This window comes from Bradyrhizobium tropiciagri (assembly GCF_018130545.1).
In the GTDB taxonomy this organism is placed as follows: Bacteria; Pseudomonadota; Alphaproteobacteria; order Rhizobiales; family Xanthobacteraceae; genus Bradyrhizobium; species Bradyrhizobium tropiciagri_A.
This window is the reverse complement of record NZ_JAFCKF010000005.1, coordinates 290,627-306,307: the sequence shown is the minus strand read 5'-3', so window position 1 is coordinate 306,307 and position 15,681 is coordinate 290,627. Positions and strand designations below refer to the sequence as shown.

General features: G+C 65.0%; 15 protein-coding genes. 7 read left to right on the top strand and 8 right to left on the bottom strand.

Translation table 11 applies throughout. The features are described 5' to 3' along the window. Nucleotides 1-18: 18 nt before the first annotated feature. Nucleotides 19-330 (bottom strand): hypothetical protein, encoded by a 312-nt coding sequence (locus JQ616_RS23055; RefSeq protein WP_212018336.1) that lies wholly within the window; start codon nucleotides 328-330, stop codon nucleotides 19-21. Nucleotides 331-897: 567 nt separating this feature from the next. Here JQ616_RS23055 and JQ616_RS23050 point away from each other — a divergent pair. Together JQ616_RS23050 and JQ616_RS23045 are read left to right on the top strand one after the other, a co-directional pair. After that, nucleotides 898-1,293 carry a helix-turn-helix domain-containing protein gene (locus tag JQ616_RS23050; protein WP_016844123.1) on the top strand — a complete coding sequence of 132 codons (396 nt, stop codon included), beginning with the start codon at nucleotides 898-900 and terminating at the stop codon, nucleotides 1,291-1,293. 543 nt (nucleotides 1,294-1,836) lie between these two features. Beyond that, nucleotides 1,837-2,166 (top strand): hypothetical protein, encoded by a 330-nt coding sequence (locus JQ616_RS23045; RefSeq protein ID WP_212018334.1) that lies wholly within the window; start codon nucleotides 1,837-1,839, stop codon nucleotides 2,164-2,166. A 121-nt stretch (nucleotides 2,167-2,287) separates the two neighbouring features. Here JQ616_RS23045 and JQ616_RS23040 read toward each other — a convergent pair whose 3' ends face one another. Next, nucleotides 2,288-4,054: a carbamoyltransferase family protein gene (locus tag JQ616_RS23040; RefSeq protein ID WP_212018332.1), complete on the bottom strand. Its 1,767-nt coding sequence runs from the start codon at nucleotides 4,052-4,054 to the stop codon at nucleotides 2,288-2,290. Nucleotides 4,055-4,307: 253 nt separating this feature from the next. Between JQ616_RS23040 and JQ616_RS23035 the strand changes: the two genes are divergently transcribed. Genes JQ616_RS23035 through JQ616_RS23015 form a run of 5 tightly spaced genes read left to right on the top strand, consistent with a single transcriptional unit; the run spans nucleotide 4,308 to nucleotide 9,504 of the window. Beyond that, nucleotides 4,308-5,375: an LLM class flavin-dependent oxidoreductase gene (locus JQ616_RS23035; protein WP_212018330.1), complete on the top strand. Its 1,068-nt coding sequence runs from the start codon at nucleotides 4,308-4,310 to the stop codon at nucleotides 5,373-5,375. A 14-nt stretch (nucleotides 5,376-5,389) separates the two neighbouring features. Continuing rightward, complete coding sequence (locus JQ616_RS23030) at nucleotides 5,390-6,991, top strand: amino acid adenylation domain-containing protein (RefSeq protein WP_212018328.1); 1,602 nt, start codon at nucleotides 5,390-5,392, stop codon at nucleotides 6,989-6,991. Continuing rightward, nucleotides 6,988-7,269 (top strand): acyl carrier protein, encoded by a 282-nt coding sequence (locus JQ616_RS23025; RefSeq protein ID WP_212018326.1) that lies wholly within the window; start codon nucleotides 6,988-6,990, stop codon nucleotides 7,267-7,269. The genes JQ616_RS23030 and JQ616_RS23025 overlap by 4 nt, the downstream gene beginning before the upstream one ends. After that, nucleotides 7,266-8,501, top strand: a complete 1,236-nt coding sequence (locus tag JQ616_RS23020; protein WP_212018324.1) for a hypothetical protein — start codon at nucleotides 7,266-7,268, stop codon at nucleotides 8,499-8,501. Before JQ616_RS23025 ends, JQ616_RS23020 begins: the two co-directional genes overlap by 4 nt. 31 nt (nucleotides 8,502-8,532) lie before the next feature. Continuing rightward, nucleotides 8,533-9,504 (top strand): class I SAM-dependent methyltransferase, encoded by a 972-nt coding sequence (locus JQ616_RS23015; RefSeq protein WP_212018322.1) that lies wholly within the window; start codon nucleotides 8,533-8,535, stop codon nucleotides 9,502-9,504. An 18-nt stretch (nucleotides 9,505-9,522) separates the two neighbouring features. Here the strand turns inward: JQ616_RS23015 and JQ616_RS23010 are convergent, their stop codons facing one another. The 6 genes from JQ616_RS23010 to JQ616_RS22985 form a co-directional block, all read right to left on the bottom strand. After that, nucleotides 9,523-10,605, bottom strand: coding sequence for an isocitrate/isopropylmalate dehydrogenase family protein (locus JQ616_RS23010; RefSeq protein WP_212018320.1), 1,083 nt, complete (start codon nucleotides 10,603-10,605; stop codon nucleotides 9,523-9,525). A gap of 132 nt (nucleotides 10,606-10,737) precedes the next feature. Continuing rightward, nucleotides 10,738-11,808: an alcohol dehydrogenase gene (locus JQ616_RS23005; RefSeq protein WP_212018318.1), complete on the bottom strand. Its 1,071-nt coding sequence runs from the start codon at nucleotides 11,806-11,808 to the stop codon at nucleotides 10,738-10,740. Between the two features lie 120 nt (nucleotides 11,809-11,928). Further along, nucleotides 11,929-12,897, bottom strand: a complete 969-nt coding sequence (locus JQ616_RS23000; protein WP_212018317.1) for an ABC transporter ATP-binding protein — start codon at nucleotides 12,895-12,897, stop codon at nucleotides 11,929-11,931. After that, nucleotides 12,894-13,880, bottom strand: coding sequence for an ABC transporter ATP-binding protein (locus JQ616_RS22995; protein WP_212018315.1), 987 nt, complete (start codon nucleotides 13,878-13,880; stop codon nucleotides 12,894-12,896). Before JQ616_RS22995 ends, JQ616_RS23000 begins: the two co-directional genes overlap by 4 nt. After that, nucleotides 13,877-14,743, bottom strand: coding sequence for an ABC transporter permease (locus tag JQ616_RS22990; RefSeq protein ID WP_212018313.1), 867 nt, complete (start codon nucleotides 14,741-14,743; stop codon nucleotides 13,877-13,879). Before JQ616_RS22990 ends, JQ616_RS22995 begins: the two co-directional genes overlap by 4 nt. Then, nucleotides 14,730-15,680, bottom strand: a complete 951-nt coding sequence (locus tag JQ616_RS22985) for an ABC transporter permease (RefSeq protein ID WP_212018311.1) — start codon at nucleotides 15,678-15,680, stop codon at nucleotides 14,730-14,732. The genes JQ616_RS22990 and JQ616_RS22985 overlap by 14 nt, the downstream gene beginning before the upstream one ends. Nucleotide 15,681: the final 1 nt, after the last annotated feature.

Genomic DNA, 15,681 nt, shown 5'->3' with positions numbered 1-15,681 from the left:
CTGGCGCGGGGCGCTCGGTTACTTGATCAGCCTCAGATAGGGCGGCAATGACCTGGCCGTGGGTTCCTGCACCGGCTCGTCCGACGCGATCATGTCACACAGCGCCTTCAGTTCGGAATCCGTCACCTTGTGGAGCTCCATCCGGAGCTCGAGGATGGCAAGGGACAGCAGCCGCGCCGTCTCCGTATTCGCCCGGTCAGTCAGAAACGCCTGACATTCTTCCAGAGTTGCAAGCAGTGCCAGCAACCGTTCTTCCGTATTTGCGACCGGCATTTCTTCCACTCCCGAAGCCGCGAGGTAGAGTCGGGGCGTACCCCTCTTTCGCTTCATTGGCCTCTCCCGCCAGAGTTCGCCGGCTTGTCGTAGGCGCACGATTGTTCCAGATGATCGGGAACTTTTGGGCAATTGTCCAGCAACATTCCGAAAGCCTGACTTGGACTTACGTCAAACTTTTCGCATTGATGGCGATTCAGTCAAGCAACCTTGGACCATCGCCGCGACCTCAGGATGCACTAGCTGGGGTTGCATCCATGCAAGGACGCCCGTACAATATTGTTGCCCGTAGAACTACGGGCGCAGTGCATTGCCGCCCAGTAAGCATGCGCGCAAAATCTGTGACGATCAAACTCGCGCTAGTTGTGATTTGGTCAATATTTTGCCAAATGTTGAGGGCGGGGTGTCGAGAGACACCTTGGTGCGATCGACTTCAGGTAGTTGGTCGTGTCGGTAAAAGGGTGCTTCCAACGCGCCAATGCGTTTGGATACCATCCCGCGATCTTCTTGGAATTCGTCGTTCGGACGAACTGACGATCCACTCGAGCTTAACGCGGTACATCATCAACGTGTCCCTGACCCGACCGGGCCAGGGATTCTCGATTTGAAGGACGGGTCACAAGAATGAACAGATCAGCAGCAAAGAAGATGAAGCAGCGCAGTGCCGGCAAGCCGGACATTGAGTTGGGCAAGCGGATTCGCCTGCGCCGTGTCGAGCAGAAGATCTCGCAGGCCGAACTCGGCGACAAGCTTGGCGTCAGCTTCCAGCAGGTCCAGAAGTACGAGAAGGGCGTCAACCGCGTCGGCGCCGCCCGCCTGCAGCAGATCGCGACCGCGCTCGATGTGCCGGTCACCTTCTTCTACGACGGCGACAACAAGGCTCGCGAAGTCGAGAGCCTGCTGTTCCTCGACAGCGCGTTCAGCCTCCGGTTGCTGCGCGCCTACAGCAAGATCAAGGATCAGACCGTGCAGCGCCAGCTGGTGTCGCTGATGGAATCGATCGCCGCCAACGAAGACTGAGCCGCGGATCGGGTCGCGAGGCCGCGAACGCGATCCACCACACCGCAGGGATCGGCCACTGGCCGGTCGCCTCGACCGCAGCATGCCGGTCGGCCGGAGCTTGTCGAAGCGCTGCCATCTGCGATGGCAGCGCTTTCTCTTTGGCGCCGGCAATCCTCAAGAATTTGTGATCCAAGGTTTGTGATCCGAGGCGAGGCTCTCTGGTCCCGCTCCGGATGCACGGTCGCGGAGCGACACCGGCAACGCGTCATCATCCTGCATCGACTTGAGATGGTCTTCGCGCACGTCTGCGCATCAGCCAGACGTTCACCTCACCCACTGTGCATCCCATGGACTGCACATCTCATGCAGCGCATGCGCGCGCCAATGCGTCGCTACTCTGTCGCGCGGCCAATTGTCGCCCGCAGCTGCAGCGACCTCACAACTCCCGCATTTCCTGCGTTGAACCATCGTCGCCAGAACCAAGCGCACCGGCTCGTCTTTTTGTCGCAGCAACGAAGTGGCCGCATGGACGTTTTTCAGGCTTCAACCAAGGAGATCTCAATGAATATCAAGTTTGCCGTTATTGGACTGGCCGCGCTCGGAAGCGCAGCGTTGATGTCCGGTGCGGCATCGGCGATGCCGAACGGGCTGCCGCAGGCCGGCCACATCGCAGGCGAAACGTCCAATGTCGACAAGGTGCGCCAGGTTTGCGATCGCTGGGGCCGCTGCTACTGGCAGCCGGGTTATGGCTACCACGGACCGCGGCATCACGGATGGCATCATCGTCCGCACGTCCACCCGCGCCACCATCATCACGGGCACCGGTATCATGGCGGTCATCGCGGTGGCGGACATCATGGCGGCGGGCATCACGGCGGACACCGACGCTGATCATCAGCGAGGGGGCTTCAGCCCCCTCGCCTTTTCGCGCCAAGCATGAAAAGCGCGACGCGGTTTTCCCGCGCGACAATCACGAAGTGGTCGCGTGCTCCTTCGCCGGGTTAGCGCCCTGCTATCTCTGTCCCAGGCGGCGGACCAGCGCGTTCTCAAGGAAGAGATATTCGATGCCGGTGCCGAGGAAGGTGTCGATGGCCTCCCGCGGGGTGTTGACGATCGGCTGCCCCTTCACGTTGAAGCTCGTGTTAAGCACCATTTCGCGGCCGGTCGCCCGGCCGACGGCCCGCAGCAGCGCGTGGAATTCCGGATTGTCCCTGGCATCGACCGTTTGCACCCGGGCCGAGCCGTTGACATGCGTGATCGCCGGCAGCGCGGCGCGATGTGCGGGCCGCACGTCGGCGGTCATGATCATGTAGGGAAGCGCGAGACCCTGCGGCACCTCGAACCAATGATGCACCTGCTCGAGGCTGACAGCCGGTGCGAACGGGCGGAAGGCTTCGCGCATCTTGACCATCGCGTTGATGCGGTCGCGCATCTCCGGATGATGCGGGTCGGCCAGGATGCTGCGGTGTCCGAGCGCGCGGGGGCCGAACTCCATGCGCCCGCGGTACCAGCCGAGCACGCGTCCGGCCGCGATCAGCCTCGCCGCCACCGCGCAGGTCTCCTCGATATCCGCAAAGCGCGTGACCTCGATACGACCGGTGGTCTCGGCGATCGCCCTGTCGATCTCGCTCTGCGAATGTGCGGGTCCGAGGAAAGGCACCGGCATCCGGACGTTCTCCACACCGCGGTCGCGCGATGCCGACCAGAGCGCGGCGCCGAGCGCCGAGCCGTCGTCGCCGGCGGCCGGCTGAACGTAGATCTCGTCGAACAGGCCGGACTGCAGCAGACGACCGTTGGCGGTGCAGTTGAGCGCGACGCCGCCCGCCATCGCGAGCCGGCGCAGGCCGGTGCTGCGGCCGAAATGACCACAGATGTGCAGCATGACCCTGTCGAGGCATTCCTGCAGCGCCGCGGCAACGTCGCGATGGTCGTCGCCAACGTCGGCGTCGGGGGAGCGCGCCGCGATCAGATGCTCCGCGAGATGGCGTCGGGTCGCGCCGTAGGTTTCGCGATCGCAGCGCTCGGTATTGAGGCGGAGCAGAGGAATCCTGATCAGGCCGTCGTCGCGCAGCTCCACGGTCCGCTCGAAGAAAGCGTGGTGGCGAGCGGGGTCGCCGTACGGTGCAAGACCCATGATCTTGTATTCGTCGGAGTTGAAATCGAAGCCGAGATGCAGCGTCAAGGTGGAATAAAGGATGCCGATCGAATCCTGCGCGGTGATCTCCGCGAGCTTGTCGATCCTGTTGTCGTGCGCGTGATAGACGGTGACGGCGTGGACCTCGCCCATGCCGTCGAGCACCACCACCAGGCATTCGTCCCATCCGGACGTGTAGTAGGCGCTCGCGGCGTGAGACAGATGATGGTTGACGTGATGGACCTTGCCGGCCGGAAATCCGGGCAGGTGCTTGTCCACTTGCGAGAGCAGCTTTTCACGCGAGAACACCTCCCGGTACTGCCGGGCGGAGGTAGGATCCAGCATGAAGGCGGCCTTGTAAGGCGCATAGTCGAAGCCGTGGGAGATCGCGTCGATGTCGGCCGGCGTCAGGCCGGCGCTCTCCAGGCAATAGCCGATCGCGCCGATCGGGAAATCGCCGGTGTGCTTCTTGCGGCTGAAGCGCTCTTCGGCGGCACCGGCGACGATCCTGCCGTCGACCAGCAGCACCGCAGCCGAGTCGTGGCCTTGGGAAATCCGGTATTCGCGTTCCTCGAGGCCCGGCCAGAGCGCTTTCTTGAACGGGATCGCGTTCTCGAAGCCGCTGATGCCGATGACATTCGCCATATTCAACACCCCCTGGACGGATCGCGCTCAAGGGACTTCGAGCAGGTTCCGCAGCATCGTTGCAGAGCAGCCGAGGAAATCAAGGACCGCAAAAGCGCTGGGGCGCCGCCCCGGAATAGTCGGCAGGGCATTCGTTCCCATCGCTTGTCGGAGTACCACCTTTGCGTCGGGGAGCTGCCGAACGCCTATGCTACCGTCGTGAGGTTTTCCGCCAAATCACGGCGTTCGGACGCCTTTCGCATGGAGGTGGACGATGGATGCGCTGTCCGATATTCGGTTCGAAGTCTTCAGCACGTGCCCGCAATCCAGCGCGTTCCCGGCGGCGGACTATGTCGAGCAAGTGCAGGCCGTCGCCCGCTGGAGCGAAGAGGCGGGGTGCAAGGGGATTCTCGTCTACACGGAAAATTCCCTGGTCGATCCCTGGCTGGTCTCGCAGGTCATCCTGCAGAGTACCAAAGAGCTTTGTCCGCTGGTGGCGGTGCAGCCGATCTACATGCATCCCTACAGCGTCGCCAAGATGGTGAGTTCGTTGGCGCATATGTACGGGCGCCGGCTCTATCTGAACATGGTCGCGGGCGGCTACACGACCGAGCTGGCGGCGCTCGGCGATACGACCGCGCACGACAAGCGATATACCAGGCTCGTCGAGTATACCGGCATCATCAAGCTGTTGCTGGAGAACACCGAGCCGGTGACCCTCGAAGGGGAATTCCAGGTCATCCGTAACCTCAGGATGGTCCCGCCGCTGGCGCCGGAGCTGCTGCCCGGCGTGTTCGTGTCGGGCTCCTCGGAAGCCGGGCTCGCGGCCGCCAAGGCGCTGGGCGCGACGCCGGTGAAGTATCCCAAGCCGAGCGCAGAATACGGGCAGGCGGACGCCGACTGCATGGGCTCGGGCATCCGGGTCGGCATCATCACCCGCGCCAGTGCTGAAGAGGCCTGGCAGGTCGCGCATACGCGCTTCCCGACCGACAAGAAGGGACAACTGGCGCACAAGCTCGCCATGAAGGTCTCGGACTCGGCATGGCACAAGCAGATGTCCGATCTCGCGGCCGAGACCGCCGCCCAGGGCACGCCCTACTGGCTGGTGCCGTTCGAGAACTACAAGACCTTCTGCCCATATCTGGTCGGCGACTACGAGGTCGTCTCGGACGAACTCGCGCGCTACGCCGCGGCCGGCTACGGGACGTTCATTCTGGACATCCCGCCCACCCGCGAGGAGCTGGTCCACACCGGGAAGGTCTTCGCACTGGCGCTGACGAAGGCCCGTCGTCTGAAGTCGTTTGCGCTTCGCGATCCGGCGCGTCAGGGCCTCGCAGGCTAGGCGAGGATCGTTCGATGGAATTGCGCACGGGATCGCGTGGGTTGTGGACAGGCTTCCTGCGCTCGGCGCAGCTGTTTCCCGACCGTGCTGCCGTCGTCGCGCAGGGCACGTCGCTGTCCTATCGGCAGCTTCGCGAGCTCGCCATCCGCATCGCGGCCTGCATCCAGGCGCATCGCGAAGGGGCGTCGACGCCCCTGACCGCCGTGTTCGCGTATCGCAGCACAACGGCGTTCGCCGGCGTGCTCGGATCGCTGCTGGCCGGCCACGGCTACGTGCCGCTCAACCGCACCTTCCCGATCGAGCGGACCAGATCGATGTTGGTCCGTTCGGAGTGCCGCTCGATCATCGTCGACACCGACTCCCTGCCGCAGATGGACGCGCTGATGGAGGGCGCGGACGAACCGCTGCTCGTGATCGCGCCCGGTCTCGACGACCCACGCCCCTATCGCGCGCGATGGCCCCGGCACACTGTCGTCGGGACAGCCGATCTCGAGGCATACGCCGACTGGCGCGCCCCGGAAGCACACGAGGACGCGATAGCCTATCTATTGTTCACGTCCGGCAGCACCGGGGTCCCGAAAGGGGTGATGGTCGCGCATCGCAATGTCACAGCATATGTCGATCATACCGTAGAGCGCTTCGCCATCACCGAGCACGACGCCGTCTCGCAAACCTTCGACATGACGTTCGATCTGTCGGCATCCGACATGTTCGTGGCGTGGGAGCGCGGCGCATGCGTGTGCTGTCCCTCGCAGAAGACGCTGATCAATCCGGGACGGTTCATCCGCGACCAGGGGCTGACGGTCTGGTTCTCGGTGCCCTCGATGGTCGCGCTGATGAAGCAGACGGGCTTGCTGAAGCGGGGAGCATTTCCCTTGCTCCGGCTGAGCCTGTTCTGCGGCGAACCGCTGCCCGTAAGCAGCGCCGAGGCCTGGGCGATGGCCGCACCGAACAGTGTCGTGGAGAACATCTACGGTCCCACCGAGCTCACCATCGCGTGCACCGGCTACCGGTGGGATCCAAAACAGACGCCGGCCGAATCCGAGATGGGCATCGTGCCGATCGGCGCGCCGTTCCCGGGAATGGACGTGCTCGTCGTCGACGAGCAGCTGAACGAGGTCGCGCCGGGCGCCGACGGCGAGCTGCTGATGCGCGGTCCGCAGATGTCGCTCGGCTACTGGAAGGATCCTGCGAAGACCGCTGCGGCCTACGTCGTCCCGCCCGGACATAAGGACATGTTCTACCGCACCGGCGACCGCGTGCGCCGGCCCGCCGGCGATGGTCCCCTCACCCATCTCGGCCGCATGGATTCGCAGGTGAAGATCCTCGGCCACCGGGTGGAGCTCGGCGAGGTCGAGGCCGTGGTGCGCGAAGCCGCGGGCGTCGACGGCGTCGTGGCGATCGGCTGGCCGATCACGGCAAGCGGCTATGGCGGCATCGAAGTGCTGATCGAAGGCGGGCCGGTCGATCTCGACACACTTCGCGCGGCGGTCGCCGCCCGGCTGCCGGACTACATGGTGCCCCGACGCTGGCACGTCCGCGAGCAGTTACCCCGCAACGCCAACGGCAAATACGACCGCAAGGCCATGCCGGCCGTCTTGGGAGACAATCAATGAACGGTCCGACACCGAACGACGTCCGCATGTTCTTCGGAGCTTTCCTCAATCAGAAGCTGGAGGACCGCGGACAGCGTCCGCTGCGCGATCTCCCCGACGACTACGACCTGCTGCTGTCGGGCGCGCTGGATTCGCTGGCCTTCGTCGAGATGATGATGGCGGCGGGCGATCATTTCGACAGGGAGATCGATTTCGAGAACCTTGACCCCGAACAGATGACGCTGATCGGGCCGCTGTGCCGGTTCGTCTCGGAGCAGTTGAGGCCGCATCCGTCATGACCTATGCCAAGACCTTCGCTGCCGACGTCCTGCTGCCGCTGCTGAAGGCACGGCCGGAGCCGGTGGCTGGTCGCGTCGATCCGGACACGCTTGCCAGGCCGCCATCTCCGGCGAAGCAGCGCGAGGTGCGGTTCTCGGACTTCGAGGCCGTCGCGGCTCTGAAGGAACGCTACGGCCTGCCGAAGGACAACCCGGAGAACTGGCACCGGCTGTGGCGGCAGAACCCAGTGTTGGCGGCGACCAGGTCGCAGCCCGGCATGGGCTGGGTGCTTGAGACCGAAACGGGCATCGTCGGCTACCAGGGCAGCTTGCCGCTGCTCTACCGGCTCGGCGACCGCACGCTGGTTGGCGCGGTCGGCACGGGCCTCGCGATCGATCCGGCCTACCGCGCGCGCAGCATCGGACTTCTGACCGCGTTCTTCCGGCAGCCCGGCGTCGATCTCACCTTCGTGACGTTCGCGATCGAGTCCGCGCTCAGGCTGTGCAAAGCGCTGCACGCACGGCCGCTGGCGCAGCCCGACTTCGCCAAGGTGCTGTTCTGGGTGCTGGACCCGCCCCGGTTCGCTCAGACGCTGGCGTCCAAGTTCCGCCTGTCGGGCGGGACGGCCGCGATCGCGAGCGCGCTCGGCGCGACAGTGCTGCGGGCCGACATGGGGTTGCGCCGCGGCCCCAGACGATCTCCCGGGGGACGGCGCGGCGACGGGTTCGACGTCGCAGCAATCGACGTCAACGACATCGGCGACGAGTTCGAGGAGCTGTGGCGAGCCAAGCTCGCCGAGGCGCCGCGGCTGATGGCGGACCGCGGTGCCGCATCGCTGCGCTGGCACTTCACCATCCCCGGCGGCTCGTCGCGCGCCGCCGTGCTGTGCTGCCGCCGCGCCGGGCGTCTGGCGGGCTACGCCATCGTCGAGCATTCGACCGACCGCACGACCGGCCTGCGCCGCGCGATGCTGGCCGACATCCTGTCGGAAGAGGACGACCCGGCGGTGACCGAGGCGCTGCTCGAGGCGGCCTACGCGAATGCCGTCGCCGCCGGCGATGACTTCTTCGAGGTAGTGGGGCTGCCCGCGCACGTACGGCGAATCCTGATGCGCTGGAGGCCGTATGTCAGGACCTATCCGACCGATCCGCTGATCTACCGGACGGCGGACGAATCCCTCGGCCGGTTCCTCGCCGACGGCAACGGCTGGTACGCCGGTCCAATGGACGGCGATACGACGCTGTTGCCATAGCCGGTGATCGCCGAGTGAAAGGGAGATCTACGTGACGCACGTCGACATGCTCAAGAGCCAGTACGAGGCATTTCCTTACCCGACCAATACGTCAAGCAATGGCGGATACCGGGAGCTGGTCAATCTCGTGAAGCTGCTTCGTCTGGATTGCGGGTACCACCTGAAGGGCAAGCGAATTCTCGATGCGGGCACCGGCACCGGCCTGCGATTGCTGGAGCTTGCCGCGGCGTTTCCGGACAATGAGTATGTCGGGATCGACTATTCGGAGAACTCGATTGCCTGCGCGGAACGCGCCAGGGAAGCCTTCCCCGGTGCGCCGGTGTCATTCCGGGTCGGAGACATCATGGCTGCGGACCTGCAAGGCGGACCATTCGACGTGATCCTGTGCATGGGCGTGCTGCATCATCTGCAACGGCCTGCCGAAGCGATCGATCGGCTGTCCCGCCTTCTCACCACAACTGGCGTGCTGATCTTCTACGTGTACGGAGAATATGGTTCAGGGGAGCGGATGCGCAGGAAGCGGCTGCTCAGTCACCTGCACGGGGACGAATTGGGACAAAAGATCGAGTCGGCAAAGCACCTCGGATTCACTGACTTCCCGTATGGATGGGCGATCCAGGATCCGACCGACGTCGATCCGATGATCGTCGACGCCTATGTCAACCACTACGAGGTCCTGTACACGCTGGAGACCATCGGGAAACTGGTTTCGAACAGTCTTGCGGCATGCGTCCCTTATGGCTTCACATTGGAGCGAAATGGACTGCTGGTGGAATCGAGGCTGAATGCCCGCTTCGCCATGCCGGTCGCGCGCACCGATCCGAAGAGCAAGCTCAATTCACCTGCGCTCGAAGAGGCCTACGCCAAACTGCCCAAGCGCCAGCAACTGCTCGTGCTCGAGGACATGTATGCGCCGGCGGGGTACACGATGCTGGCCCACAATGGCGGATTCCTCGGGGAGATCAGCCGGCCCGAGCGACTGACGTCGAACGCCTGGCAATAACCACTTTCACCTCTTGCACTAAAGCGCCGCCAGCACGGCCTTCGCGACATCGGCGGTGCCGTTGCTGCCGCCGAACTCGAATGGTTTGATGCCGCCGGCATAGACCTTGTCGACCGCGCGCTCGATCCGTTCGCCGGCTTCGGCTGCGCCTTCGAGACCGTGCTTGTCGGCGAGCCAGTCCAGCATCATCGCGGCAGACAGGATCATCGCAGTCGGGTTCGCCTTGCCCTGCCCCATGATGTCGGGCGCCGTGCCATGGCACGGTTGAAACACCGCATAGCGATCGCCGATATCGGCCGATGGCGCCATGCCCATGCCGCCGATCAGGCCGGCGGTGAGATCGGACAGGATGTCGCCGAACATGTTCTCGGTCACCATGACATCGAAGTCCCACGGACGCTTCACCAACGCCGCCGCGGTCGCGTCGATGTAGAGGTGATCGGCCCTGACGTCGGGATGACGCTTCGCGGTCTCGTCGAAGATGCTGCGGAAGAATGCGAACGCCTTGAACACGTTCGCCTTGTCGACGCAGGTCAGCCCGCCACCAACCTTGCCGCGTGCCTTGCGGCGCTCGGCGAGCCGGAACGAGAACTCGAACAGCCGCTCGGACGTGTGGCGCGTGATCACCATGGTCTCGCGCGCCTCGCTGTCGGTGACGACGCCCTTGCCCATCGAGGCGAACAGGCCTTCGGTCGATTCCCGGATCACGACGAGGTCGATGCCTTTCTGATCGGCGCCGACGATCGTGCTCTTTACGCCCGGGATCAATCGCGCGGGCCGCACCCCGGCATAGAGATCGAAGATCATGCGCAATTCGATCTGCGGCGCGATCTCGGTATTGTCGGGGTAGCGCACCGACGGCAGGCCGCAGGCGCCGAGCAGGATCGCATCGGCCTCCTCGCACAGCTTGATCGTGCTGTCCGGCATCGACTTGCCGGTTTCCTTGTAATGGCCGGCGCCAGCCGACGCCTCGGTGAAGCGGAATTTGAGGCCTGCCGATCCCTCGATCTTGCGCAAGACTTCGAGCGCCGGCGCCATCACCTCGGGGCCGATGCCGTCGCCACCGAGAACTGCGATGTGGAGTGCGTCGTTGGCAGACATGGGGATTCCTCTGGAGATCGAAGCGACGTGGCAGTCAGTCGTCAATGCGAGCGAAGCGAAGCAATCCATGCCGCCACTTGTGCAGATATGGATTGCCGCGTCGCTTCGCTCCTCGCAATGACAGCAGAGAAATTACGGCGTCAGCACGGCGCGGCCGACGAGCTGGCCCTTCTGCAGATTGGTCAACGCCTCGTTCGCCTTGGCCAGCGGCATCGGCGTCACCGGGATCGCCGGGATTTTCTTGGCCCGCACCAGGTCGAGCAGCTCCTGGGTCTCTCTGAGATTGCCGACATAGCTGCCCTGGATGGTGACCGCCTTGATCGGAATCAGCGGCAACGCCCACGGCGCGCCGCCGCCGAACAGGCCGACGATCACGAGCTTGCCGCCCTTGGTCAGGCAGTCGAAGCCGAGCTGAGAGGTCTGGGCATTGCCGACCAGGTCGATCGCGGCACGGATCGGCTGGCCGGCCTTCTTGATCAGCTGTTCCAGCGCGTCGGGCGCCTTGCCGTCGACGGTCGCGAGCGCGCCGGCAGCTTCAGCCGCCTCGCGCTTCCTGGCGTCGATATCGACCACGATCGCGCCCTTGCCACCCATCGCCTTCAACAGCGACAGCGCCATCAGGCCGAGACCGCCGGCGCCGAAGATCACGATCGGTGTGTCGAAATCCTTCTCGACCTTCTTCAGCGCGCTGTAGGTCGTGACTCCCGAGCAGGCGTACGGCGCGGCGGTGACCGGATCGAGCCCCCTGAGGTTGAGCAGATATTTCGGATGCGGCACCGTCATGTGATCGGCATAACCGCCGTCGCAATAGACGCCGAGCGCGTTCGGCTTGATCGCGCACATATTCTCGTCGCCGCCGAGGCAGGTCGGGCATTTGCCGCAGCCGAGCCAGGGGTACGCCAGCGCGACATCGCCGACCGTGAGACCGCCCTTGTCGGCATCCCTGACATCAGGCCCGAACGCCACGATCTCGCCGACCGTCTCATGGCCCATCGTGCGCGGCAGCGAGACGCCGCGGTCCTTCAGCGAGAGCGGCTTGCGGCCATGGCCGAGATCATAGCCGCCCTCCCAGATGTGCAGGTCGCTGTGGCAGACGCCGGCAGCCTTGACCTTGATCAGCACCTGCGTGCCGGACGGCTGCGGCGTCGGCTGATCGACCTCTTTCAAGGGGGCGTTGAAATCGACGACCTGGAAACTCTTCATCGCTGTTCTCCCGAAGCTTGTTCTTGCGGCGGACCTTGCCACGGCTGCCCGCGCGGGACAAACGCTCATGACCCCATTTTCGAGCAAGCCGCCATGCGGCCCGCTTGAAGGGACGCTTATTCAGACCAGCGGATGATGGCAAGCCGCGTATTGGCCCGGTGCGACCACGCGCAGTTCCGGCACCTCGCTGGCACAGCGCGCATCGGCCCGCGGGCAGCGGGTGCGGAAGCGGCAGCCGGACGGCGGCGCAATCGGCGACGGCGGCTCGCCGACCGGCACGCTCTGGGTCGGGCGGACATCCGGATCCGGCACCGGAATCGCTTCGATGAGCAGCGCGGTATAGGGATGCGCCGGCCGCGCGAACAGCTGCTCAGACGGAGCGACCTCGCAGAGCCGGCCGAGATACATCACCGCGACGCGATCCGAGACCGCCTTGACCACCGCAAGGTCGTGGGCGATGAACAGCAGGGTCAGGCCGTAGCGCGCCTTCATCTCCTCCAGCAGGTTGAGGATCTGGGCACGAATCGAAACGTCGAGCGCGGACACCGGCTCGTCGCAGATCACGAATTCCGGATTGAGCACCAGCGAGCGCGCGATGCAGATGCGCTGGCACTGGCCGCCGGAGAATTCATGCGGCAGCCGCCCGCTCACCAGCACCGGATCAAGGCCGACGGCGGACAGCACTTCACTTACGCGCCGCTTGCGTTCCTCGGGATCCTTGACGCCGGCGATCACCAGCGGCTCAGCGACGATATCGCCGATCCGCCGCCGCGGATTGAGCGAGGCAATCGGGTCCTGGAAGATCAGCTGCACACGGCGGCGCATCTGGCGCAGCGCTTCACCTTTCAAGGTGGTGAGATCGTGACCGTCGAACAGCACCTTGCCGGAGACCGCCTGGCGCAATTGCAGCACTGCGCGGCCGAGCGTCGACTTGCCGCAGCCGGATTCGCCGACCAGCCCCAGTGTCTCGCCGCGGGCGATCTCGAGGCTGACATCGGAGACGGCATGGATGGTCTTGCCGCCCACCGAATATTCGACGACGAGGTTTTCCACTTTCATCAGCGGATCGGATGCGACTTGCAGCATCATGCACCGGCCCCCGCCGCGATCGGATGGAAGCAGGCGTAGACATGTTCCTGCGTCTCCGCCGGGCTGAGCTGCGGTTTCTCCGTGGTGCAGCGCCCGGCGGAATAGCGGCAGCGCGGCGAGAACGAGCAGCCCTTGAGCGGCCGGGTCGGATCCGGAGGCCGTCCTGATATCGCCGGCAGCGGCGTGTGCGGCGCGACGTCGAGCTTCGGCAGCGCGGCCAGCAGCGCCTCGGTGTAGGGCATCCGCATCCGCTTGAACAAGGCCGGTGTCGGCGCACGCTCGACGACGCGCCCTGCATACATCACCGCGACCTCGTCGGTGCGCCCGGCGACCACACCGAGATCATGCGTGATGATGATCATCGCCATGTGACGGCGCTGCTGCTCGCGCGCCAGCAGATCGAGGATCTGTGCCTGGATCGTGACGTCGAGCGCGGTGGTCGGCTCGTCGGCGATCAGCAGCTGCGGCTCGCAGGACAGCGCCACCGCGATCGCGACGCGCTGGCGCATGCCGCCGGAGAGCTGGTGCGGATACTGCGCCAGCCGCTGCTCGGGCGCGGGAATCCCGACTGCCGCCAAAAGTTCGATGCTGCGCTGCCTGGCCTGGGCCAGATCGAGCTCGAGATGCTCCTGGATGGTCTCGATCAGCTGGGTGCCAATGGTCAGCACCGGATTGAGCGAGGTCATGGGATCCTGGAACACGACCGCGAGCGAGCGGCCGCGCAGCTTGCGCAATTTCTCCGCCGACAATCCCGTCAGATCCTGGCCGTCGAACATCACGCGGCCGGACAGTTTCGCTTTCTTGGGCAGCAGTTGCAGGATCGCGCGCGACAACATGGTCTTGCCGCAGCCGGACTCACCGACAATGCCGAGTGTCCTGCCGGCACCGACGGCGAGATCGACATGATCCACCGCCCGCAGATTGCCGCGCGGCGTCGGCAGGTCGACCATCACGTTCTCGACCGAGAGCAACGCACCGCTCATAGCGCACCCTGCCTGGGATCGGTCAGCGCCCGCATCGTGTCGCCGATCAGATTGAACGCGAGCACGGTCAGGAACATCGCGATTGCCGGAATGAAGGCGAGCATTGGCGCCACATCGAGGCTTTCGCGTCCCTCCCCGATCATGCTGCCCCAACTCGAGATCGGCGGCGGCACGCCGAGGCCGAGGAACGACAGCGAGCCTTCGACCACGATGGTGACGGCGACGCCGAGCAGGAAGAAGGCGAGCAGCGGCAGCATCACGTTGGGCAACAGCTCGCGCAGCAGGATGCGCGCATGGGTGGCGCCGAGCGCCTGCGCCGCGATGACGAATTCGCGCCGCGCCAACGACAGGGTCGCGGCACGCGACACCCGCATGAAGGCAGGAATGCCGAGCACGCCGAGGATGCAGGTCAGGTTGAAGATCGATTGGCCGAGATAGGCGGTGACCGCGAGCGCCAGGATCAGCGGCGGGAATGCCAGCAGCACATCCATGCTGCCGACCACGAAGGATTCGAAACGGCCGCGGAAATAACCGGCGAGCATGCCGAGCGCGCCACCGATGGTGACACCGATCATCGGCGCGCAGAGCCCGACGATCAGCGAGATTCGCGCGCCATAGATCAGCCGCGACAGCTCGTCACGGCCGAGGCCGTCGGTGCCGAGCCAGTGCTCGGCCGAGATCGGCGCGCGCCGCTCCAGCATGTCCATGTCGGTCGGGCTCGGCAGCGGCAGCAGGTCGGCAAAGATCGCGACCGCGAACACCAGCACCATCCAGCCGGCCGCGATCCAGAACAGCATGCCGAGCTGACGGCGGCGAACCGGGGTCGTGCCCTCCTCCTCGAGGCTCAGCTCAAGCGTGGCCATGACGGATCCTCGGGTCGAGCAGAGCGTAGAGCATGTCGACGATGAAGTTCATGATCACGAAGCCCGCGGCGACCAGCAGCACCACGCCCTGCAGAATGATGAGGTCGCGGGTATAGATCGCGCCGACCAGGAGACGGCCGATCCCCGGCAGCGCGAAGATCGATTCGACAATGACGGCGCCGCCGATCAGGCGGCCGATATTGATGCCGGTGATGGTGACGAGCGTCAGCGACGAGGGCTTCAGCGCGTGCACGAACAGGATGCGCGACGGCTTCAGGCCCTTCGCTTTGGCAAGGGCGATATAGTCCTCCTGCAGTGCCGCGATCATGTCGGAGCGCAGTACGCGCATGATGCCCGGCCATTCAGCAAGCCCGAGCGTCAGCGCCGGCAGCACCATGAAGCGCAGATTGGCGACGGGATCCTCGGTGAACGGCACATAGCCGGTCGCCGGTAGCAGCCGCAGCTCGACCGCGAACAGATAGATCAGCAGGATCGCGGACAGGAAGGTCGGCACCGACAGCATGCCGAAGGCCGAGCCGGTCATGAAGCGGTCGAACGCGGAGCCCGCCTTGGCCGCGCAGGCGATCGCGAGCGGCACGCCGATCGCAAGCCCGATCAGCTCGGCGAGGATCATCAGCTCGAACGAGACCGGGATGCGTTCACTGACCGCCTGCAGCACGGTCTGCCCGGTGCGGAACGATCGTCCGAAGTCGCCCTGCAGGATGTGCCACAGCCAGCCGAGATAGCGTAGCCAGATCGGCTGATCGAGCCCCATGTCGTGGCGCAGCGCCGCGATGTTCTCCGGCGTCGCCTGGTCGCCGAGGATCACGTAGGCCAGATCGCCAGGCAGCAGCGAGGCGATCACGAAGGTCAGCACCGAGACCGCGATCAGCACCGGCACCAGATAGAGGAGCCTGCGCGCGACGAAGAACAGCATG

What these genes read in the sequence shown, in the direction of transcription:
- JQ616_RS23020 (WP_212018324.1), top strand. Translation starts at nt 7,266, where the DNA reads ATGACCTATGCCAAGACCTTCGCTGCCGACGTCCTGCTGCCGCTGCTG.
- JQ616_RS23005 (WP_212018318.1), bottom strand. Translation starts at nt 11,808, where the DNA reads ATGAAGAGTTTCCAGGTCGTCGATTTCAACGCCCCCTTGAAAGAGGTC.
- JQ616_RS23045 (WP_212018334.1), top strand. Translation starts at nt 1,837, where the DNA reads ATGAATATCAAGTTTGCCGTTATTGGACTGGCCGCGCTCGGAAGCGCA.
- JQ616_RS22985 (WP_212018311.1), bottom strand. Translation starts at nt 15,680, where the DNA reads ATGCTGTTCTTCGTCGCGCGCAGGCTCCTCTATCTGGTGCCGGTGCTG.
- JQ616_RS22995 (WP_212018315.1), bottom strand. Translation starts at nt 13,880, where the DNA reads ATGAGCGGTGCGTTGCTCTCGGTCGAGAACGTGATGGTCGACCTGCCG.
- JQ616_RS23010 (WP_212018320.1), bottom strand. Translation starts at nt 10,605, where the DNA reads ATGTCTGCCAACGACGCACTCCACATCGCAGTTCTCGGTGGCGACGGC.
- JQ616_RS22990 (WP_212018313.1), bottom strand. Translation starts at nt 14,743, where the DNA reads ATGGCCACGCTTGAGCTGAGCCTCGAGGAGGAGGGCACGACCCCGGTT.
- JQ616_RS23025 (WP_212018326.1), top strand. Translation starts at nt 6,988, where the DNA reads ATGAACGGTCCGACACCGAACGACGTCCGCATGTTCTTCGGAGCTTTC.
- JQ616_RS23040 (WP_212018332.1), bottom strand. Translation starts at nt 4,054, where the DNA reads ATGGCGAATGTCATCGGCATCAGCGGCTTCGAGAACGCGATCCCGTTC.
- JQ616_RS23050 (WP_016844123.1), top strand. Translation starts at nt 898, where the DNA reads ATGAACAGATCAGCAGCAAAGAAGATGAAGCAGCGCAGTGCCGGCAAG.
- JQ616_RS23030 (WP_212018328.1), top strand. Translation starts at nt 5,390, where the DNA reads ATGGAATTGCGCACGGGATCGCGTGGGTTGTGGACAGGCTTCCTGCGC.
- JQ616_RS23055 (WP_212018336.1), bottom strand. Translation starts at nt 330, where the DNA reads ATGAAGCGAAAGAGGGGTACGCCCCGACTCTACCTCGCGGCTTCGGGA.
- JQ616_RS23035 (WP_212018330.1), top strand. Translation starts at nt 4,308, where the DNA reads ATGGATGCGCTGTCCGATATTCGGTTCGAAGTCTTCAGCACGTGCCCG.
- JQ616_RS23000 (WP_212018317.1), bottom strand. Translation starts at nt 12,897, where the DNA reads ATGATGCTGCAAGTCGCATCCGATCCGCTGATGAAAGTGGAAAACCTC.